A 19906-nucleotide genomic window follows, 5' to 3' on the forward strand; every position below is an offset into this window, starting at 1 on the left:
CCGTGGCACGCGCTTCAGGGGGCCAGTCTCCCCCGCGGTGTCACTCCCCCAGCGGCGGCACGGCCCGCAGACGCGCGCCCTGCTGCTGCGGGGAGCCGGCTCCGCCGCGCACCGGACCGGCCGGCAGACCCTGCGGCGCCGAGAGCACCAGGGTGATCCGGGTCAGGCCCATCCCTCCCAGCATTCGGCTGGTTTCCGCCACCATCCGGCACCGCACCAGGCCCCAGCCCGGGTCCGGATGGCGCACCGTCCGCACCGCGCCGTCCTGTTCGGCCGCGCCCTCCCCGTGGGTGGTCAGCCAGTGCGGGACCCCGTACCGGTAGGCGGCCTCCATGAACGGGTCACGGGCCACCTCCTGACGGATGCTCCGCAGCCCCTCGTCGTCCGGAGCCCCGGCCAGGGCGGTCGCGAACTGGGCCAGCAGCGGTACGCACCAGGCCGGTTCGTGGTCCTCCAGCACGGCCGCGGCATCCGGGTGGAAGAGCACGAAGCGCAGGAAGTTGTCGTCCGGCAGGGCCGTCGGATGGGGGCGGACCGACTGGAACAGCCGGTCGAAGGCCGAATTGGTGAGGGCGACGTCCCACCGGTGGTCCACCAGGAAGCTCGGGTAGGGCACGGCCTCCATGAGGGCCGCGTAGTCCACGAGGTAGTCGCGCTGGGCCGGGTCCTGGGGCAGCCGGTTCTCCTCGGCCGCACGCCAGGTGGGCGGCGGATCGCGGTCGACCATGACCCTGAACAGCCAGAAGCACTGCCGCTCGCTCATCTCCAAGGCCTCGGCCAGGGCGAGGAGCTTGCGGTCCGTCCATTCTTTGACGAGCCCGCGTTCCCAGTTTCCGTACGCGCGCACGCTGATGTGCAGCCGCGACGCGACGTCCTCCTGGCTCAGGCCCAGTTCTTCGCGGCGCTGGCGCAAAATCTCCTTGCGCCGCTCCGACCGCACTGCGCCGCGGGCGGGTTCCTCGCCCGCCAGGCGCTCCTCACCGGCTCGGACGAGGCCATCAGACGGGCCCACCGCTGCGAGATGTGGCACCGAGAGCTCCCCCTCCTCAACGGTCTGGATCTTCATTTCCGTGTGGCGATCCTGCTACCGACTTCATTCGAGTGTCAACTATTGTGGCAATTCCAGCCGAGCGACAGCTCATTCCCGCCACAGCTGTGGCAAGTTCTGGCTCTCCCAAAACAAACCGGATAGATTCCCTGAGGCCGACACGTGCCCACTGACCTCGCGCGATCTAGGAGAACCACTGGTGACAGACGGCTTCCCGGCTCCCGTCGCGGTGGCCAACGCGCCCCTGGCAGCGACCGTCACGCGGGTCGCCGAACTGGCGAACAAAATGGGCCGCGACCCGAACCAGGTCTTCGACCTCCGCAGGCTCTCGGAGGCGTCGGGGGTTCCCACTGATGTGATCAGGACCCTGCTCGACGGCCGGCGGGCCGGCGAACCCGACCTGCAGGCGCGTTTCCTCCAGCGCCTGGACCTGCTCCGGCGGACCCGGGTCAAACCCAACGGCCGCCGCTACACGCAGCAGGAGATCGCCGACGGCGCCGGGATGTCCCGGCAGCAGGCGGGCGCCCTGATCAACGGCGACCGGCGGCCCACGATGGAGCACTGCGACGCCATCCAGCGGTTCTTCGGCGTACACGCGGGCTTCCTCACCGCCCATGACGCCGACGCCCTCACGGACGCCCTCCAGCGCACCGAGCAGCAGCTGCTCCAGGACTTCGCGGGGCGCGAGCGGCAGACCGTACCGGCCGAGGCGGCTTCGACCGGCGATCCGCTGGCAAGACTCCTGCAGAACCACGGTGTGCGGGGCATCGCCTGGCGCGCCGCGCAACTGCCCAGCGACAAGCACCGGGACAAGGTGACCGAATGGCTGGACATGCTTCTCGAAAGCGTCAAACCGAACGAATCATGACCCAGTCGAAAGTCTGGATCTGATCCTTGAGTCCTGATCCGGATCCGCGCCGACGGGGAGAACGGTGAGCATAGGCAGAGCGCAGCGGCGGTTGTGCGCGGAGCTGGTGTCCGGCATCAAGCTGGCCGCCCCCGTGGAGCCGGTGGACCTCTACGCCGCCCTCTGCGAGGGCATGAGCAGGCACCGCGGCCGCCCGGTGGAGTTCCGGATGGCCGCGTTCCCGCAGGGGACCGCCAGCGGCCTGTGGCTCGACATGGCGGACCGCGACCTGGTGGTCATCGAGGAGCGCACGGCACCCGACCACCAGCTGGTGATCCTGGGCCACGAGCTGTGGCACATGAAGGCCGGCCACTGCAGCCACCACGTCGACGGGGCCGCCGTCGCCGCCCGGCTGCTGACCGACGGCGCCGACCTCGGCGAGACGGTCCGCAGCGTCGCCGCCCGCACCCGGGCCGACGTCCGGGAGGAGACCGAGGCGGAGAGCTTCGGGCTGCTGCTGGGCAGCCGGTGCCGCACCTGGCTGGCCGGGTCGGCGGGCCACCGGCCGCCGGCCCACCGCGACGAGCTGGCGGGCCGGATCGAGACCTCTCTCGGCTACCGGGGGCACAGGAACGACCGTTGAGCGGACCGGACTACTACATCCCGGCGGCCGCGATGGCGGTGGCCCTCGTGTGCAAGCTTCCGGCGCTGCGCACCAACGGCCGCGATCCGCTCCTGCGGTCCGTCTTCGTCCTGCTCCTCCTCGGCGGCGCGGTGTTCACCTTCGCCGCCCCGCCCACCATCGCGGCCGTCAACCGCTGGACCGGCGTCCCCAACTTCTCGGCCCCCCTCGTCTACTGCCTCATGACCGCCTTCAGCGCCTCCTGCCTCGTCCTGGTCTTCAACTGGCGCGGCGGCCCGAGGCAGGAGATCCGGCGCACCTCCCAGCGCTGGATCGCCGGCTACGCCGTGGTCGTGGTGGCCATCATCGTCCTGTTCGCCCTCGGTGAGGCCCCGGTCGAGCGGCTGCGCGACTTCGACACCTACTACGCGAACACCCCCTACATCCGGCTGATGATCGCCGCCTACCTGCTGGCGCACAACGCCGCCGTGCTGATGATGGTGTCGATGTGCTGGCGCTGGTCCCTGCGGGTCAGCGGCTGGCTCCGGGCCGGCCTGGTGATCATCGTCGCGGGGTACACCATCAGCCTCGCCTACGACGCGGCCAAGATGTCCGCCGTCGCCGCCCGCTGGCTGGGCCACGACCTGGACGACCTGAGCACCTACCTCGCCCCGCCGCTGGCCGCCTTCGCCGCCCTCGTCAGCTCGGTGGGCTTCGTCCTGCCGCTGGTGTACCAGCGCGTGTCGGACAGCTGGCGCACCTGGAGCACCTACCGGAACCTCGGCGCCCTGTGGCACGAGGTGCACAGCACCGCGCCCAGCGGCACGCCCTGCGTACGGATGTCCTGGTGGTCCCCGGCCGCGATCCGGGTGATCCAGCGGGAGTCCGACATCCACGACGGGTTCCTGCGGCTCGGCCCCTCCTTCGACCGGCGCCACCGCGACACCGCCTACCAGCGGGCCCGGTCGGCCGGGGCGGACGAGGAGACGGCCCGCGCCGTCGCGGACGCGGCGATGGTGGTGGCGGCCGTACGGGCCAGCGCCGCCGCCCCGGAGGGGGGCGGGAACGGTGACGAGGAGCGGGTGCCGCTCCTGGCCGACGGGCCGCGCGACCTCGTACGGATCTCGCACGCCCTGCGGCACTCGCCGCTGGTGGCCGCCGTGCGGCGGCAGGCGGCCCCGGCGGGGGGCTGAACCGGCGACGGCGCAGGCCCGGACCAGTCCCCGCCGGCGCCGTCGCGGGATCAGCGGGAGGCAGTCACCGACACGGCGGGGAACAGCTCCTGGAAGGGCTCGGCGGAGTCGGTGCCGTCGCGCCCGTACGGGGCGTCGAAGCTCCACACCATGAACAGCAGGAACACGATCAGCGCGCTGAACAGTCCGGCCAGCAGCAGCTCGCGCCCCGAACGCCGGATCTGCAGGGTGAAGATCAGCCCGATCGTGACGATGCCGCCGACCACCAGCCCGAACCAGACCACGCCCGGCAGGGTGGACTCGTCGCTCTGGGCCCGCGAGTGCCGGGCGTCGTCGGCGGCGGCGATGTGGTCGAGGATCGGCTGGTAGGCCTGGGCCTGGAGTTCATTGGCGGGGCTCTGGTGGGTGACGTCGGTACGCAGCTTGCCGAGCAGCTGCGCGCCCTCGGCGGAGGCGTCCCGGCCGGAGACCAGGCGCGGCCAGTCCACGCTGACGGTGTGGGAGACGTACGCGTCCACCTCGCCGCGGATCCGGTCGCGGACGGGCGCGGGGTAGACGTCGGCCCGCTGGGTGACCTCGTACAGCGACTGGGCCTCGCGGCGCACGCTGTCCTCGGCCGCGCCGCGCGCCTCCCAGACACCGGCGATGGCCAGGCCCAGGACGATCGCGTAGACCACGCCGACCATCATCGTCATGTACTCGATGACGTCGGGGGTTTCGCTGGTGTCCTCGTCGTCCGCGACCCGGCGGTGCCGGACCACGGTGATGGCGAGGACGAGGGCGCAAACGAGCGCCATGGCGATGGCCAGGACCAGCCATTCGGACACGAGGGGTCTCCCGTTCGTGGGTCAGTGGATGCGTGGTGCGCGGATGCACGGGCGCATGGACGCGGGGACGCGGGGGCGTCCGTGGGCGGGACGCGGGTGCTCGGGGGCGCGGGCATCAGCTCCGGCCCTTGGAGCGGGGGCGCAGCGCGGCGGCGGCCAGCACGGCCGGGGTGGTCACGACGACCATCAGCATCATGGTGCTCAGTCCGTCCGGGCCGCGCCGCTCCAGGGCGACGGAGTGGTACGGGCGCACGTGGAACCTCCGCGTCTGCCCGGCGGCGGCGTCGGCGGCGGGCGGGGCGGAGGCATCGGCCGGGGCAGGCTCCGGCTCCGCGTCCGCGGCCGGCGCGGCCCCCGGCGGCTGCGCCGGCCCGCCCGGCGCCGCCGCTCCGGGCTCGGGCGCCCCCGGCAGCCCCGGCGCGTGGCCGGGGTGGCGCACCGTGGGCCGGACGGCGTCGGGCACCGTCACCCGTACGGCCGGCGGCACCGGCGACGGGCTCCCGGGCCGCGCCACGGGCGGCGGCGGCACGGCGGGCGGCCGCACCTTGGGCGGCTTGGGCGGCCCGCCCGGCACGCACACGTCGACCCGCGCGCCGTGGCCGTTGCCGTCGCCCGCGACCGCCACATGGCCGTGCAGCGGGCAGAGCGCGGCCACCAGCCCCGCCCCGGCGAAGTACTGCCAAGCCGTCACCGCGGTCCTCCCGATTCGGCAGCCGATATGAGGGTTACGGCTGAAGAAACGATCACGGCGGGGCTTCGGACACGCGCCGGGCAGGCCAAGATCCCCGTCCGGGACCTCACTTCGCCCCGCCCGGAACCCCGCCCGGAACTCCCGCGTGGCCCCCGCGCGGAGCCCCCGCCCCCGGCCGTGCCCCGACCCGCCGGGGCGGGGCACGCGCGGGGCACCGCGTACCGGCCGGGCCGGGTGGGCCGCCCCGGCGGACCGGCGGACCCGGCGGCGCCGCGAAGCAGCGGCACGGGCGGGCCCGTGACGGCCCGTGAGGGCGGGGGCCGGGGCTCGCCTAGGCTTGCCGCATGTCCACCGCCGCGCCCTCCTGCCCCGCCCCGCCCGTCACCGCGTGGCGCGTCATGCGGCGGCCCGGGCGGTTCCTCGGCTCGGGATGGCCCTGGCGGTGCTGGGCGTACCTGGGCAGCGGGGCTCCGCTCGGGTACGGGGTGCTGCTCGCCCTGGTGCTGCTCGTCGGGCTCGGGGTGCTGCTGGCGGTGGCCGGGGTCGGGCTGGTGCTGCTGGTCGCCGCCCTGGCGGGTGCGGTGCCGCTCGGGGAGCTGGAGCGGCACCGGCTGCGGTGGGTGGAGCCGGAGCCGGTGGCGGACCCGCACACCTCGCTCGCCGGGGCCGGCCCCGCCGCCTGGCTGCGGACGCGGCTGCGCGAGCGCGCCACCTGGCGGGAGTTCGGGTACGCCGCCCTGCTCGGGCTGGTCTTCGGGGCGGCCGGCTTCGGGGTGCTCTCGCTCGTGGCGTTCTCGCTCATGCTCGTGGCGGCCCCCGTCATCGTGTGGGCCCTCGCCCCGGAGCCGGTGATGCTGATACCCGGCGAGGCGGTGGCGGGCCCGCTGGAGGCGCTGGGCGGGACGGCCGTCGGGCTGGCCGGGCTGGTGCTGGCCGCGTACGCGGGCGCGCTGATCGCCGGGGCGCAGGTCAAGTGTGCCCGGCTGCTGCTCGGGCCGCGCGAGGAGGACGACCGGGTGCTGGAGCTGACCCGCTCGCGGGTGCGGCTGGTCGAGGCCTTCGAGGCCGAACGGCGGCGCATCGAGCGGGACCTGCACGACGGGGCCCAGCAGCAGCTGGTGGCCCTCAGCATGACGCTCGGCCTCGCCGAACTGCGGCTGCGCGAGCACCCGGAGGCCGCGGAGGCGGCGGCGCTCGTGGGCCGGGGCCGCGAGGAGGCCAAGCGGGCCCTGGCGCAACTGAGGGACCTGGTACGGGGGATCCATCCGCAGGTGCTCACCGACCACGGCCTGGCGGCGGCGGTCGCGGAGGTGGCGCTGCGCCATCCCGTGCCGGTGACGGTGGACCTGGAGCTGCCCCGGCTGCCCGAACCGGTCGAGGTGACCGCGTACTTCACCGTCGCGGAGGCCCTCGCCAACGCGGCCAAGCACAGCGGCGCCTCGCGGATCGGCGTCGCCGGTAGGGTCGAGGACGGCCGGCTCACCCTCACCGTCACCGACGACGGCCGCGGCGGGGCCGATCCCGGCGCGGGGGCGGGCCTGGCGGGGCTGGCGGACAGGGTGGCGATGTTGCGGGGCAGGCTGACGGTGTCCAGTCCGGTGGGCGGACCGACCGAACTGAGGATGGAGGTCCCGTGCTCCGGGTGATCCTGGCCGAGGACTCCGTCCTGCTGCGGGCGGGGCTGGCGGAACTGCTGGCCCTGGGCGGCCACCGGGTCCTCGCCTCGGTCGGCGACGCCCCCGCCCTGCTGCGGGCGGTGGCGGCCGAGCGGCCCGACGTGGTCGTCACGGACGTGCGGATGCCGCCCGGGCTGCGCGACGAGGGGCTGCGCGCCGCGCTGGAACTGCGCGCCGCGGACCCGTCCCTGCCGGTCCTGGTGCTCTCGCAGTACGTGGCCACGGCCTACGCGACCCAGCTCTTCACCGGCGGATCGGCGGCCGGGCTGGGCTACCTGCTCAAGGACCGGGTCGGGGAGGTGACCGAGTTCCTCGACGCGCTCCGGCGGGTCCACGAGGGCCAGACGGTCATCGACCCCGAGGTGGTCCGCGTCCTGCTCGCGCCGAGGCCGGCGAACGAGCCGCTGGCCCGACTCACCCCGCGCGAGCGGGAAGTGCTGGCGCTGATGGCGGAAGGGCTCAACAACCAGGCGCTGGCGGCGCGCCTCTTCATCACCGAGGCCTCCGTCGTCAAGCACGCGGGCAACATCTTCACGAAGCTGGACCTGGACCCGACGGAGGGCAACCGCCGCGTCCTGGCCGTCCTGGCCCACCTGCGCGCCCCGGGCGGCGCCGCCGGCTGACCACGTCCCGGCCCTCCCCGCGTTCGACGGCTCCCCGTTGGTCCCGCCGCCCGGCGCCTCCCCCTCAGCGGGCCGGAGCCGTCCGCCTGGCCCGGGAGCGCGCCACGACACGGGAGACGGCCGGGCCCGCGGGGGCCGCCGACCGCGCCCAGGCCACCAGCAGCAGCGGCAGCGCCAGGTAGCCGAAACGGCTCGCCGGAGCCAGCAGGAACGCCAGGGTCAGCCCGAGCGCGAGCCGGTCGGCCGCGGCCACCACGGTGCGCGGCGGGCGCACCAGCAGCGACAGCGCCACCCCCAGCCCGCCCAGCACCAGCAGGCCTGCCGCCAGGTACCAGCCCCACGGCCCGAGTTCCGCCAGCAGGTGGCCCGGCAGGGGGCTGCTCGCCGGGGTCGCCACCTCGGCCCGCCCGGTCGGGAAGGCGAACACCTGCCGCCACAGCTCCGCCGGCTGGACCAGCAGGCTCGGCACCACCAGGGCGGCCGTGCCCAGCAGCGTCACCAGCGCGCAGCGCCCCGCCGCCCGCCCGCCCCGGCGGGCCGCGAGGAGGGCCAGGACCACCGCCACGGCGGGCAGCGCCGTCCACTTGAGGGCGCACGCCGCGGCCAGGGCCGCCCCGGCGACCGCCGGGCGGCCCGACGCGGCCGCCGCGAGGGCCAGGCAGCACAGCCCCGCCAGCGGCAGGTCCACCCCGCTCACCGCCAACGGGAGTGCCACGACCGGCGAAGCCACCAGCAGCGGGAGCAGTGGTGAGGGGGCGGTGCCCAGGAGGCGGCGGCCTGCCCGCATCCCGCCGAAGAGCGCGGCGGCGCACCAGAGCCGGGCGTCGCCCAGCAGCCGTACCGCCCAGCTCCCGTCCTCGCCGGAGCCGCCGCCGAGCAGGGCGCGCGGGATGCCGAGGAGTGCCGTCCCGGGGAGGTACGGGGTGTACTCCTCGACCCCGGCGGGCCGGTCCGCGTAAAACCTGCCGGTCTCGAGGAGGCGCCGCCCGGACCGTTCGATGACGCCGACCTCGGACTGCCCCTGTCCGGTGAGCACCAGGTACAGCAGCGGCACGGCCACCGCTCCCAGCAGCGCGGCGGCGAGCGCGGCGCGGCGCCGGCCCAGGGCGGTGGCGGCCGCGGCGGCGAGGTATCCGGCGGCCGCGCACCAGCCCCACAGCCGGTGCGGGGCCAGCGCGGAGAACAGCGGGAAGGACAGCGCCCAGGCGGCCGCGAGCAGCCAGCCGGCGGTCCACCGGGCGGTGGGGGAAGGGGTCATGGACCCATTCCAGCCGCGCGGCCCCCTCCGGGTCCGCACGCCCAGGCGGAGTCATCGTGGTGGGGTTTTGCCTACCTACCCCTGCCGGCGGTGCCCGCCGGGTACGCCGAAGGGGCGCGGCCCGGGCGGGCCGCGCCCCTTCGGGCGGTCACGGGGGCGCTCAGGCCTCCGGGTTGCCGCCGAAGCGCTCGCGGTAGGACTCCAGGTCCTCCTCGGTGATCCGCGCGAAGAGCACCGGCGGCACGGTGAACGGCGTCCCGGCCGGGACCGCGTCCAGCGTCCTGGCCTGCTCCGGGGTCACCCAGGTCGCGGTGTCGCCGGCCAGCTCGAAGGAGGTGCGCATGGCGCGGGCCGACGCCGGGATGAACGGCTCGGAGACCACCGAGTAGAGGTGGATGAGGTTCATCGCGGTGCGCAGGGTGAGCGCGGCGGCGTCGAGGTCGGTCTTGACCTCCAGCCACGGGGCCTTCTCGTCCAGGTACGCGTTGCCGGCCGACCACAGGGCGCGCAGCGCGGCCGCGGCCTTGCGGTACTGGAGGGTCTCCATGTGGCTCTCGTACTCGGCCAGCAGCTCGGCGATCTGCTCGCCGAGCTTCGCCTCCGCCTCGCCGGCCGGGCTGCCCGCGGGGACCTCGTCGCCGAACTTCTTCCGGGAGAAGGTGAGGACCCGGTTGACGAAGTTGCCGAGGGTGCCGCCGAGGTCCTTGTTGACCGTGGCGGCGAAGTGCTCCCACGTGAAGGACGAGTCGTCGGACTCGGGAGCGTTCGCGATGAGGAAGTAGCGCCAGAAGTCGGCGGGCAGGATCTCCAGCGCCTGGTCGGTGAAGACGCCGCGCTTCTGCGAGGTGGAGAACTTGCCGCCGTAGTACGTCAGCCAGTTGAAGGCCTTGACGTAGTCGACCATCTTCCACGGCTCGCGGGTGCCGAGTTCGGTGGCGGGGAACATCACCGTGTGGAACGGGACGTTGTCCTTGGCCATGAACTGGGTGTAGCGGACGTCCTCGGCCTCGTACCACCAGGACTTGTAGTCGCGGCCGGCCGGGTCGGCGTCGGCCCACTCCTTGGTGGAGGCGATGTACTCGATCGGCGCGTCGAACCAGACGTAGAAGACCTTGCCCTCGGCGGCCAGCTCGGGCCAGGTGTCGGCCGGGACGGGGACGCCCCAGTCGAGGTCGCGGGTGATGGCGCGGTCGTGCAGGCCCTCGGTCAGCCACTTGCGGGCGATGGAGGAGGCCAGCTGCGGCCACTCGTCCTCGTGCCGCGCGACCCAGGCCTCGACCTCGTGCTGGAGCTTGGACTGGAGGAGGAAGAGGTGCTTGGTCTCGCGGACCTCGAGCTCCGTGGAGCCGGAGATGGCCGAGCGGGGCTCGATGAGGTCGGTGGGGTCGAGCACGCGGGTGCAGTTCTCGCACTGGTCGCCGCGCGCCTTGTCGTAGCCGCAGTGCGGGCAGGTGCCCTCGACGTAGCGGTCCGGCAGGAAGCGGCCGTCGGCGGGCGAGTACACCTGCCGGATCGCGCGCTCCTCGATGAAGCCGTTGGCCTGGAGCTGCCGCGCGAAGTGCTGGGTGATCTCGGCGTTCTGCTGCGAGGAGCTGCGGCCGAAGTAGTCGAAGGACAGCTCGAAGCCGTCGTAGACCGCCTTCTGGGCGTCGTGCGCCTGCGCGCAGAACTCGGCGACCGAGATCCCGGCCTCCTTGGCGGCGAGTTCGGCGGGGGTGCCGTGCTCGTCGGTGGCGCAGATGTACAGGACGTCGTGGCCGCGCTGGCGGAGGTACCGGGAGTACACATCCGCCGGAAGCATCGACCCGACCATGTTGCCCAGGTGCTTGATCCCGTTGATGTAGGGAAGCGCGCTGGTGATCAGGTGTCGAGCCATCCTCGGATGCTCCATTCGTTTCATTTGTACGGATCTACGCGTGACAACGCGCGGTTCATCGTATCGAACCGCCCAAAGGCCACGCGTCGGCTTTTCCCGGGGCTCCGGGGTCGGGACGCAACGCAAAAGCGAGGACTGTGACCTCTCCGTCACGGCCCTCGCGTCGGGCCCATGCTACAGCGGGCCCGCCGCCGCCCCGACCGGCGTCCGCGCTCCGGACCCGGCCGGCTCCCGCGCCCCGGACCCGGCCGGCTTCCGCGCCCCGGCGCGGGGCCCGGCGCGGGCCGGGCATATGCGTTCGGCCTCGCCGCTTCCTCGCATGATCGGCATCAGTCAAGAAGCGATCAGCACCGCACCTAATCCCCTCATGTTGCTCCTCCGCCCCCTCGGGGGGCGTAGGCGCTGCTCTCATGGACCCCGCACAGGGGATGAGGTGGGGAACGGTGAACGATGGCGGACCGGAGGAGTCCGGTGGGGCCGTGGGACTGCCCAGCCGACGGCGGCAGCCCACGCCCATGAGTCAGTGGGGGCCGACCGCGCGCCTGTCGTACTGGGCGTTCCACGCGAACCGGCGGCCCGCGTACATGCGCTTCGCGTACCTCCAGCTGGGCTCCGACGCGGCCGCCGAGGACGCGGTGGACGCCACCTTCGACTCGATCATGAGCCAGTGGCTGCGCATGCTCCACATGGACCGGCTCGACGCCTACGCCTGGACCGTGCTCAAGCAGCGGATCGTCGACTGGCAGCAGCGCCGCGACCCCCGCCTGCGCGGCCCCGAGCCGATGGACACCAGCGCCTTCGAGGCGGCCCTCAAGGAGGCGCACGCCGACCAGTACGAGGTGCTGGCCGACACCATCCGCTTCTACTCGGCGGTCTCCCGCCTCGCCGAGCGCCAGCGGGACGCCGTGCTCCTGCGCTACGGGCTCCAGTGCAGCCCCGGCGAGGCCGCCGCCGTGATGGGCGTCGACGAGGCCACCGTCCGCTCGCAGCTCGGCCAGGCCCACCGGCGCCTCGCGCGGCTGCTCGACGCGTCCGCCGAATCATGAGGCCCGGCGAGGATCCCGGCTCCGGCGACGGCCGTGCGGCGGCGGCCCCGCGCCCCCTGGCGGAGTTCCTGGCCCGCGCGGGCGTGCGCGACCGGTACCCGCACTACGACCTGGGCGCGGCCGAGGCCCGCCTCCTACGGGTCCCCCGCGCCCCGGGTGTCCCCGGCGCCCCCGCGTCCCCGCCGTCCCGCGCCCGGCGGCGGCCCTTCGGCTGGAGCGACCCCGCCCGGGACCTGCCGCTCGATGCGGAGCGGGCCCGCCGGGACCTGAAGGCCGCCTGTCTGGCCGTGGTCGGGGACCCGCGCGCCGGCGCCGACCTGGGGCGCTTCGTACAGAGCCGGCACAGCGACCTGCCGGGGGCGGTGGTCTTCGGCTGCCTGCTGCACCTGTCCGGGCTTCGCGAGGGCTCCCGCTTCTGGTGGCAGTTCGCCGCGGGCTCCGGCAGGCCGCGCACCGCCGTGGCCGCCTACTGCCTGTTCCTGGACCACTCCCGGCGCGGCGAGCACCACGACGCCCTCCTCTGGGCGCGGGAGCTGGGGCGCCGGGGATTCCGGCCCGGCGGCCGCCGCGAGCTGCGCGAGGTGCGGCTGTGCGCCCAGGCGGCCGTCCTGCGGTACGTCGACCAGTGCGACGACCCCGATCTGGGCCCGGTGCCGCTGCCCAGGCCGGGGCTGCCCGCCGTGCTGGCCGCGTTCCTGCCGTCGGCCCCGCCGCCGGCCGCCCGGCCGCGCCCCGGACCGGGCCCGCTGCGTCACCCCGCGCTGACGTCGGCCGCGCGGGGGACGGTGGTCCGGGCCGACACCGGCGAGGCCCTGGCGCAGGCACGGCGCGCGCTGGCCGTCGTACGGGTCCTGGAGCGCCACCCGCTCGGGGTACGGGCGGCCCGGATCGTCCGGGACTCGGGCCTGGCGGCGGCGGAACTGCGCCCGCTCCTGGCGATGCTGCGCGAGGAGGAGTACGCGTACTGCCCCGCCGCCGGGGTGTACGCGCCGGGCCCGGCCCTGGACCGGCTCGCCGCCCCGGGCGGCACCGGCCTGGCGGGGCAGCTCCAGCGCACCCTGGCGCTGGCCCGCGACAGCGCGGGGGCCGCCGTGTACCTCAGCCGGTACGCGGAGGGCGAGGTCCGGATCACGCAGACGGCCGACGGGCCGGGGACTCCGCCGGTGCGGGAGTGGGTGGACTTCCGGGCCGCCGCGCACGCCAGCGCGGTCGGGAAGTGCCTGCTGACGCAGCTCGACCACGACGGCCGGGCCGACCACGTGGCCCGCCACCGCCCGGCCCGGCTCACCCCGCGGACCATCACGGACAGCCGGGCCCTGTTCAGCGCCCTGGACGCGGTGGCACCGGGCGCCCCCGTCTTCGACCTGCGCGAGTACTCCCCCGGGGTGGTCTGCTCGGCGGTGCCCATCGCGACGGGCGACGCCGCCGGGAGCCTCGCCCTGTCCTTGCCGGCGGCGCACGCGCACCGCCTGCAATCCGCCACCGAGGCCCTGCGCCGCAAGGCGGTCCCGGTGCTGCTGGCGCTGCTGCTGTCCGGGGCGATCCCGCCGGACACCCCCGCGGGCGCCCCGGCCCCGGCCCCCGCCACGACGCCGGAGACGCTGCGCCACCTCGGGCGGCTCTTCCGGACCCCGCTGACCCGCTTCACGGCGTCGGACGGCGGACCGCACCTGGTCCGTGACTCCGCGTCGGGGGCGGCGTACCTGTTCGACGCCCCGCCGGAGGGGGGCCTCGCGCTCCCGCAGACCCTCGGCCCGCTCACCCCCGGGAATCCCCCGCCCCCGGACGGCCTGATGGTCCTGGGCACCTGACGCCGGCGGCCCGGCCGGCTGCTCGCCGGCTAGCCGACCGGGACGAAGGAATCCAGGGCCGCGTCGAAGTGGCCCCTGGCCTGCGTGAGGCGGCCGAGGGGCGCCGACACCCAGACGTCGTACATCCGGCCGTTCTCGTCCCAGCAGAGGTCGAAGGTGTGCCGGGGGCCCTCGGCGGCGGTGAAGCCGTTCCAGGTGAACTCCCAGAGGGCGGCGGGCAGTCCGTTGTGCGTGGTGGGGACGATGGAGTTGTCGCGGTAGCCGGGGTTGTTGGACGGTCCGTTCGCGTCGGACTGCCGCATCGCGGCGAGCGGTCCCGCCGACGCGGGCTTCACCTTGATGCCGATCCGGATGGCGCCGTCCGCGGAGACGTAGAAGACCCGCTGGTCGTCGGTGGTGCGCTGGAAGCCCTGCGGTACGGCGAGGCCGAAGCCCTCCGGGTCGGAGACGAAGCGGTACCCGGCGGGCGCGGGCTTGCCGGAGGCCGTCCGCGCGGGCGCCACCGGTGCGGGCGCGGTCACGGTGGCCGTCGCCGTGGCCGTGGCCGGGGTCGGGCCCTGACCCGTCGGGGGCTGGGGGACGGAGGGGGCGGTGGCGCCGGGGGCCGGGGAGGCGGGACCGCCCTGCGCGCCGACCCGGCCCTCGTCCCCGGTCCGCTCCGAGATCAGGGTGGTCACGGCCACGGCGCCGATGACGGCCACCACGACGAGCGCGGCGACCAGCCCGGCGCGCAGTCCCGCCGCGCGGGTTCCGGGCTCCGGCGCGGGGCCGGACCGCGCCGTGACCCGTTCGGTCGGCGAGTACCCCGGCGGGGCGGGGGGCACCGCCGGGGCGGCGGGCCCGGCCGGGCGTCCCGGGCCGGGGGCGCGGTCGAGGAGGGGGAGGCTGCCGGTGGTGACGTACGCGGACAGCAGCCGCTGCGCGTCCGCCACCCCCAGCCGGCGTTCGGGGTCGCGTTCCAGCAGGCCCCGGATCAGCGGGGTCAGCGGCCCGGCCTGCACCGGCGGGCGGATCTCGTCGTAGACGACGGCGTGCAGGACCCCGCCGAGCGAATCCCGGTGGAAGGGCGACTCGCCGGTCAGCGCGGCGCACAGCAGGGCGCCGAGGGACCACAGGTCGGACGCGGGGCCGGCGGCGGCCCCCTGCATCCGCTCGGGTGAGGTGTACTCGGGCGAGCCGACGAAGGCGCCGGTCTCGCTGATGGTGGTGGAGCCCGCGAGGCGGGCGATGCCGAAGTCGGTCAGCACGACCCGCCCGGTACCGGCCTCCATGAGGACGTTGGCGGGCTTGACGTCCCGGTGGAGCACCCCGCGGTCGTGCGCCGCGCTCAGCGCGCCGAGCAGGGCGAGCCCGATGCGGGCGGTCTCGCCGGCGCCGAGGGGCCCGGCGGAGCCGAGGCGGTCGGCGAGGGAGCCGCCCTCGACGAGTTCCATGACGATGTAGGGGCGCCCGCCGTCCTCGACGACGTCGTGCACGACCACCACGTGCGGATGCTTGATCTGTGCGACGGTGCGCGCCTCGCGCAGGGCTCCGACGGCTTCCTTGCCCTCGCCGACGTGGAGTTCCTTCACGGCGACCGCGCGACCGAGGAGTTCGTCCGAGGCCTGCCAGACGGTCCCCATGCCGCCCCGGCCCAGCCTCTTCCCCAGGCGGTACCGCCCGGCGATCACGACGTGGTTGCGCGGTTCGTCCTGCGACACGTTCCCCCCTCGACCCGGTCAGGCCCCATGATGCCGCACGGGGTGGATCCGGCCACCCCGTTCCGCTGCGGGCCCACCCGGGCTTCCTTCCGGAAGGGGTCCGGGTACGGCCCGGAAACGCGGAAGAACCCCACCGGAGTGGGGTTCTTCGTCTGTGTCCGAGGGGGGACTTGAACCCCCACGCCCGATAAAGGGCACTAGCACCTCAAGCTAGCGCGTCTGCCATTCCGCCACCCGGACCGGTGGTCGGCCCCGGTTTCCCGCGGCGACATGGACAACCATAGCAAAGGATCGAGGGGCTTCCGACCACGTTTACGAGCGACCGCCGGTCCGCCACGCCGCGCTGACCTGCGGGCATGCCGGGAGCCCGGCGGCGCGGGGGTCCGGCCCCGGCCGCCGTGGGCGCCGCTAGGCCCTGTCGTCAAAGTAGCGCCGGTCAGGTCCGCGGCGTCCGGTGCCGTGCGTCGCAAGGCGGAGGGGCGCCCGAGTACTGGACGCGTACTCGGGTGCCCCGACAACGCGGCGAGGTGCGGTGCCGGGGGCCGCGGGCCAGGCGGGACTTTGACGACAGGGCCTCAGGGGCAGCGGATGACCTGGCCGGCGTAGGAGAGGTTGCCGCCGAAGCCGAAGAGGAGGACCGGGGCGCCGGAGGGGATCTCGCCGCGTTCCACCAGCTTCGAGAGGGCCATCGGGATGCTCGCGGCCGAGGTGTTCCCGGAGTCGATCACGTCGCGGGCGACGACGGCGTTGACGGCGCCGATCTTGGCGGCGAGCGGCTCGATGATCCGCAGGTTGGCCTGGTGCAGCACGACCCCGGCGAGCTCCTCGGGGGTCACCCCGGCCTTCTCGCAGACCTTGCGGGCCAGCGCCGGGAGCCGGCTGGTGGTCCAGCGGTAGACGGCCTGGCCCTCCTGGGCGAAGACGGGGGGCGTGCCCTCGATCCGCACGGCGTGTCCCATTTCCGGGACGGAGCCCCACAGGACGGGGCCGATGCCGGGCTCCTGGCAGGCCTCGACGACGGCCGCGCCGGCGCCGTCGCCGGTCAGGACGCAGGTGCTGCGGTCGGTCCAGTCGGTGATCTCGGTCATCTTGTCGGAGCCGATGACCAGCGCGCGGGTGGCGGAGCCGGCCCGGATCGCGTGGTCGGCGGTGGCCAGGGCGTGCGTGAAGCCGGAGCAGACGACGTTGATGTCCATCACGGCGGGCGCGCCGCGCATGCCGAGCTTGGCGGCGACGCGGGCGGCCATGTTGGGGGAACGGTCGATGGCGGTCGAGGTGGCCACCAGGACGAGGTCGATGTCGTCGGGGCTCAGGCCGGCGTGCGCGAGGGCCTTCCCGGCGGCCTGCTGGGCGAGCTCGTCGACGGGCTCGTCGGCGCCCGCGATGTGGCGCGTGCGGATGCCCACCCGGGAGCGGATCCACTCGTCGTTCGTCTCGACCATGGCCGCGAGGTCCTCGTTGGTCAGCACTTTCGCGGGCTGGTAGTGCCCTAGCGCCACCACGCGTGAACCGGTCATGGGCGGGGTCCCCCTCTTTACGGCAGGCAGTCGGTTGACCAGCTTTGCCTGCTACCGGCGGGTACGGGTGCGCGTGACCCAACAGGATTCCGCCTCCGGAATTTGGAGCATTCCGAGCAACTTCCTGCCGGAGGTCCCGCACGGCGGATCCGGGACAATGTCCTCGTCAGGTGTGCGCGAGAACGGAACGGGTGGGCTGATCACGATGGGACGGGTCACCGAGCGGCGCCGTGTCGTACGCATCCGGGGCGGGTCGGCCGGGGTCCGGCCCGACACGCTGGTCACGGAGGAGCCGCTGGAGATACGGCTCAACGGCAAGCCGCTGGCCATCACGATGCGCACCCCGGGCGACGACTTCGCGCTGGCGGTGGGCTTCCTGGCCAGCGAGGGCGTCCTGGCCGACGCCTCGGACGTGCGGGCCGTGACGTACTGCGAGGGCGCCACCGAGGACGGCTCCAACACCTACAACGTGGTCAACGTGCAGCTGGCCCCTTCGGTGCCCGTTCCGGACATCACGCTGGAGCGGAACGTGTACACCACCTCGTCCTGCGGGCTGTGCGGCAAGGCCAGCCTGGACGCGGTCCGTACGGCGACCCGTTTCCCGGGGCTGGCTTCCGATCCGGTACGGGTCCCCGCGGAGCTCCTCGCGGAGCTGCCGGGCCGGCTGCGCGCGGCGCAGAAGGTCTTCGACCGCACGGGCGGGCTGCACGCGGCCGGGCTGTTCTCGGCGGAGGGCGAGCTGCTCGACGTACGGGAGGACGTGGGGCGGCACAACGCCGTGGACAAGATCGTCGGCCGGGCGCTGCGGGCGGGGCGGCTGCCGCTGGCGGGGTCGGTGCTGCTGGTGTCGGGGCGGGCGTCCTTCGAGCTGGCGCAGAAGGCGGTGATGGCCGGGATCCCGGTGCTGGCGGCGGTGTCGGCGCCGTCCTCGCTGGCGGTCGACCTGGCCCTGGAGTCGGGGCTGACGCTGGTCGGCTTCCTGCGGGGCCCGGACATGAACGTCTACGCGGGCGAGGAACGGATCCTGCTGCCCGGCACCGGCCGGGCCGTATCGCCGGAGCGGCACGGGTAGGGCGCCGGGCCGACGGCGCGGTGCGGCCCCGCGTACAGTCCGAGCGTGGAAGACCCGAACCCGCAGCCGCCCCACCGCCCCGGCTCGCCCGTCCGCTCCGGCATCCCCGAGCACGGTCGCATCCCCAAGTACTACGCCGTCAAGGCCCGTATCGCCGACCTCCTCGACGAGCTCGGCGAAGGCGGCCCGCTGCCCACCGAGCGGGATCTCGCCGAGCGGTACGGGGTGGCCCGCGAGACCGTACGGCAGGCCCTGCGCGAGCTGCTGCTCGAAGGCCGGCTGCGCCGCTCCGGCCGCGGCACGGTGGTCGCCGGCCCCAAGCTGGAGCAGCCGCTGTCCCTCGCCAGCTACACCGAGGGGGTGCGCCGCCAGGGCCGCCGCCCCGGCCGCAACCTCATCGGCCTGGAGCGTTTCCCCTGCCCGGCCGGCCTCGCGTCCGGCATCGGAGCCGAGGCGGGCGAACCGGTCTGGCACCTGGAGCGGGTCCTGCTCGCCGACGACGAGCGCGTCGGGCTGGAGAGCACGTACATCCGGGTGGCCCGGGCCCCGCGCCTCGACGTCGATTTCCAGCCGGACTCCTCCTTCTACGGCTATCTCCACGACAGTCTCGGCATTTCCTTCGGGGACGCGGACGAGAAGCTGGAGACCGTCCTCGCCACCCCACGCGAGGCCCTCCTGATCGGCACTCCGCCCGCGCTCCCGATGCTGCTGATCCACCGCTTCTCGCGGGACCAGGACGGCCGGCCGCTGGAACGGGTGCGTTCGCTCTACCGTGGCGACCGGTTCAGCTTCACGACCCGTCTGCGGCCCGAGTAGCCCCGGGACCACCAGCCGAACCAGCCCAGAACGCCCCAACCAGGAGCAATTCACATCACGGAATGATAACGGGTCTAGTCCAAGCGTCGGGGGCTGTTCACTGCCCCGTCGCCCCCGCGATCCCCCCGGGTCACGGACCGCGCCCACCGTGGACGCCGTGAGAGTCATAGTCGTCGGAGGCGGCGTGGTCGGCACCATGCACGCCTGGCAAGCAGTCCAACGCGGCCACGAGGTCGTCCAGATCGAGCGTGAGGCCGAGGCGCGCGGCGCCTCGCTGCGCAATTTCGGCCAGATATGGGTCAGCGGCCGGGCCGGGGGCGAGGAGCTCGACACCGCCCTGCGCGCCCGTGAGCTCTGGGAGCGGATCGGTGCGGAGGTGCCCGGCCTGGGCTTCCGCGCCATCGGCTCCCTCACCCCCGTGCGCAACGCCCGCGAGTACGCGGTCGCCGAGGCGGCCGCCGCCCGCCCCGACGCCGCCGCCCGCGGCTACGAACTGGTCACCGCCGCCCGGGCCCGGCGGATCAACCCGGCCCTGCGCGGCTCCTTCGAGGCCGCCCTGTGGTGCGAGCGCGACGCGGCCGTGGAACCGCGCACCGCCCAGCTCCACCTCCGCGAGGCCCTCCGCGCCTCCGGCCGCTACACCTTCGTTCCCGGCCGCGAGGTCCGCGGCCTGGCCGGCCCCGGGGCCGTCCGCGACGACCACGGTGACGTCCACCGCGGTGACGCCGTCGTCCTCGCCACCGGCGCCTGGCTGTCCGGCCTGGTCCGGGAACTCGCCCCCGGACTGCCCGTCCGCCGCGTCCGGCTCCAGATGATGCAGACCGCCCCGCTGGGCGAGCCGCTCACCACCTCCGTCGCCGACGCCGACAGCTTCCGCTACTACCCGGCCTACGGGAGCGCCGCCCTGGACGAGCTGAACGCCGCCCAGGCGCAGACCCCCGTCGCCGCCGCGCACAAGATGCAGCTGCTGATGGTCCAGCGCCAGGACGGCGGACTGACCATCGGCGACACCCACGAGTACGAGCACCCCTTCGCGTTCGACACCCTCGAAGACCCCTACGACCACCTCGCCGAGGTCGCCGAGTCCTTCCTGGGCCGCCCCCTGCCTAAGATCGGGCGCCGTTGGGCGGGCGTGTACGCGCAGTGCACCGACACCACCCGCGTCGTCCACCGCCGGCAGGTGGCCGACGGCGTGTGGCTGGTGACCGGACCCGGCGGCCGCGGCATGACCTGCTCGCCCGCCATAGCCGAGACCACCGCGAACGAACTGGGCTGGTGAGCCG

Annotated in this window: 16 protein-coding genes, 1 tRNA gene and 1 pseudogene; 10 read left to right on the forward strand and 8 right to left on the reverse strand. The window is 74.6% G+C overall.

Annotated features, from left to right (window positions below; translation table 11 throughout):
- Positions 1–40: 40 nt before the first annotated feature.
- Positions 41–1066, reverse strand: a complete 1026-nt coding sequence (locus ACZ51S_RS07260; RefSeq protein WP_388930826.1) for an MmyB family transcriptional regulator — start codon at positions 1064–1066, stop codon at positions 41–43.
- 181 nt (positions 1067–1247) lie between these two features.
- Between ACZ51S_RS07260 and ACZ51S_RS07265 the strand changes: the two genes are divergently transcribed.
- The 3 genes from ACZ51S_RS07265 to ACZ51S_RS07275 all read left to right on the forward strand — a co-directional run bounded on the left by ACZ51S_RS07265 (position 1248) and on the right by ACZ51S_RS07275 (position 3710).
- Complete coding sequence (locus ACZ51S_RS07265; protein ID WP_388930823.1) at positions 1248–1916, forward strand: helix-turn-helix domain-containing protein; 669 nt, start codon at positions 1248–1250, stop codon at positions 1914–1916.
- Positions 1917–1980: 64 nt separating this feature from the next.
- Positions 1981–2538: a toxin-antitoxin system, toxin component gene (locus tag ACZ51S_RS07270; protein ID WP_388930820.1), complete on the forward strand. Its 558-nt coding sequence runs from the start codon at positions 1981–1983 to the stop codon at positions 2536–2538.
- Positions 2535–3710: an MAB_1171c family putative transporter gene (locus ACZ51S_RS07275; protein ID WP_468802457.1), complete on the forward strand. Its 1176-nt coding sequence runs from the start codon at positions 2535–2537 to the stop codon at positions 3708–3710. The genes ACZ51S_RS07270 and ACZ51S_RS07275 overlap by 4 nt, the downstream gene beginning before the upstream one ends.
- Positions 3711–3760: 50 nt before the next feature.
- On the opposite strand, the gene ACZ51S_RS07280 is transcribed toward ACZ51S_RS07275, so the two are convergent.
- Together ACZ51S_RS07280 and ACZ51S_RS07285 are read right to left on the reverse strand one after the other, a co-directional pair.
- Positions 3761–4537 (reverse strand): bestrophin-like domain, encoded by a 777-nt coding sequence (locus tag ACZ51S_RS07280; RefSeq protein ID WP_468479020.1) that lies wholly within the window; start codon positions 4535–4537, stop codon positions 3761–3763.
- Between the two features lie 115 nt (positions 4538–4652).
- Positions 4653–5228, reverse strand: coding sequence for a hypothetical protein (locus ACZ51S_RS07285; RefSeq protein WP_468960033.1), 576 nt, complete (start codon positions 5226–5228; stop codon positions 4653–4655).
- Positions 5229–5572: 344 nt separating this feature from the next.
- On the opposite strand from ACZ51S_RS07285, the gene ACZ51S_RS07290 reads away from it, so the two are divergent.
- Together ACZ51S_RS07290 and ACZ51S_RS07295 are read left to right on the forward strand one after the other, a co-directional pair.
- The gene (locus ACZ51S_RS07290; RefSeq protein WP_468802456.1) at positions 5573–6874 is read left to right on the forward strand and encodes a sensor histidine kinase; all 1302 of its coding nucleotides are present in this window, start codon (positions 5573–5575) and stop codon (positions 6872–6874) included.
- A complete protein-coding gene (locus ACZ51S_RS07295; RefSeq protein ID WP_388930806.1) occupies positions 6862–7527 on the forward strand; it encodes a response regulator transcription factor in 666 nt (221 codons plus the stop codon). Before ACZ51S_RS07290 ends, ACZ51S_RS07295 begins: the two co-directional genes overlap by 13 nt.
- Positions 7528–7591: 64 nt before the next feature.
- Here the strand turns inward: ACZ51S_RS07295 and ACZ51S_RS07300 are convergent, their stop codons facing one another.
- The gene (locus ACZ51S_RS07300) at positions 7592–8785 is read right to left on the reverse strand and encodes a glycosyltransferase 87 family protein (RefSeq protein WP_468887939.1); all 1194 of its coding nucleotides are present in this window, start codon (positions 8783–8785) and stop codon (positions 7592–7594) included.
- A 160-nt stretch (positions 8786–8945) separates the two neighbouring features.
- Entirely contained in the window at positions 8946–10661 is a 1716-nt protein-coding gene (gene metG, locus ACZ51S_RS07305; RefSeq protein ID WP_468802454.1) for a methionine--tRNA ligase, read from the reverse strand.
- A 515-nt stretch (positions 10662–11176) separates the two neighbouring features.
- Here metG and ACZ51S_RS07310 point away from each other — a divergent pair.
- Together ACZ51S_RS07310 and ACZ51S_RS07315 are read left to right on the forward strand one after the other, a co-directional pair.
- Positions 11177–11707: a sigma-70 family RNA polymerase sigma factor gene (locus ACZ51S_RS07310; protein ID WP_388930798.1), complete on the forward strand. Its 531-nt coding sequence runs from the start codon at positions 11177–11179 to the stop codon at positions 11705–11707.
- 785 nt (positions 11708–12492) lie between these two features.
- A pseudogene (locus ACZ51S_RS07315) lies at positions 12493–13239 on the forward strand (IclR family transcriptional regulator domain-containing protein); the annotation flags it as partial.
- A 308-nt stretch (positions 13240–13547) separates the two neighbouring features.
- Here the strand turns inward: ACZ51S_RS07315 and ACZ51S_RS07320 are convergent.
- From ACZ51S_RS07320 to ACZ51S_RS07330, 3 genes are all read right to left on the reverse strand, one after another.
- Positions 13548–15218 carry a serine/threonine-protein kinase gene (locus tag ACZ51S_RS07320; protein ID WP_468479015.1) on the reverse strand — a complete coding sequence of 557 codons (1671 nt, stop codon included), beginning with the start codon at positions 15216–15218 and terminating at the stop codon, positions 13548–13550.
- Between the two features lie 155 nt (positions 15219–15373).
- Positions 15374–15458: transfer RNA gene (locus tag ACZ51S_RS07325), tRNA-Leu, on the reverse strand.
- A gap of 335 nt (positions 15459–15793) precedes the next feature.
- Positions 15794–16735, reverse strand: coding sequence for a beta-ketoacyl-ACP synthase III (locus ACZ51S_RS07330; protein ID WP_468480137.1), 942 nt, complete (start codon positions 16733–16735; stop codon positions 15794–15796).
- A 205-nt stretch (positions 16736–16940) separates the two neighbouring features.
- Here ACZ51S_RS07330 and fdhD point away from each other — a divergent pair, with 205 nt between their 5' ends.
- The 3 genes from fdhD (at position 16941) to ACZ51S_RS07345 (ending at position 19902) form a co-directional block, all read left to right on the forward strand.
- The gene (gene fdhD / locus ACZ51S_RS07335) at positions 16941–17807 is read left to right on the forward strand and encodes a formate dehydrogenase accessory sulfurtransferase FdhD (protein WP_468887954.1); all 867 of its coding nucleotides are present in this window, start codon (positions 16941–16943) and stop codon (positions 17805–17807) included.
- Between the two features lie 45 nt (positions 17808–17852).
- Entirely contained in the window at positions 17853–18623 is a 771-nt protein-coding gene (locus tag ACZ51S_RS07340; protein WP_468960036.1) for a GntR family transcriptional regulator, read from the forward strand.
- A gap of 157 nt (positions 18624–18780) precedes the next feature.
- Positions 18781–19902: a TIGR03364 family FAD-dependent oxidoreductase gene (locus ACZ51S_RS07345; RefSeq protein WP_468480139.1), complete on the forward strand. Its 1122-nt coding sequence runs from the start codon at positions 18781–18783 to the stop codon at positions 19900–19902.
- Positions 19903–19906 lie beyond the last annotated feature (4 nt).

This window comes from Streptomyces sp. NPDC034043 (assembly GCF_055575675.1).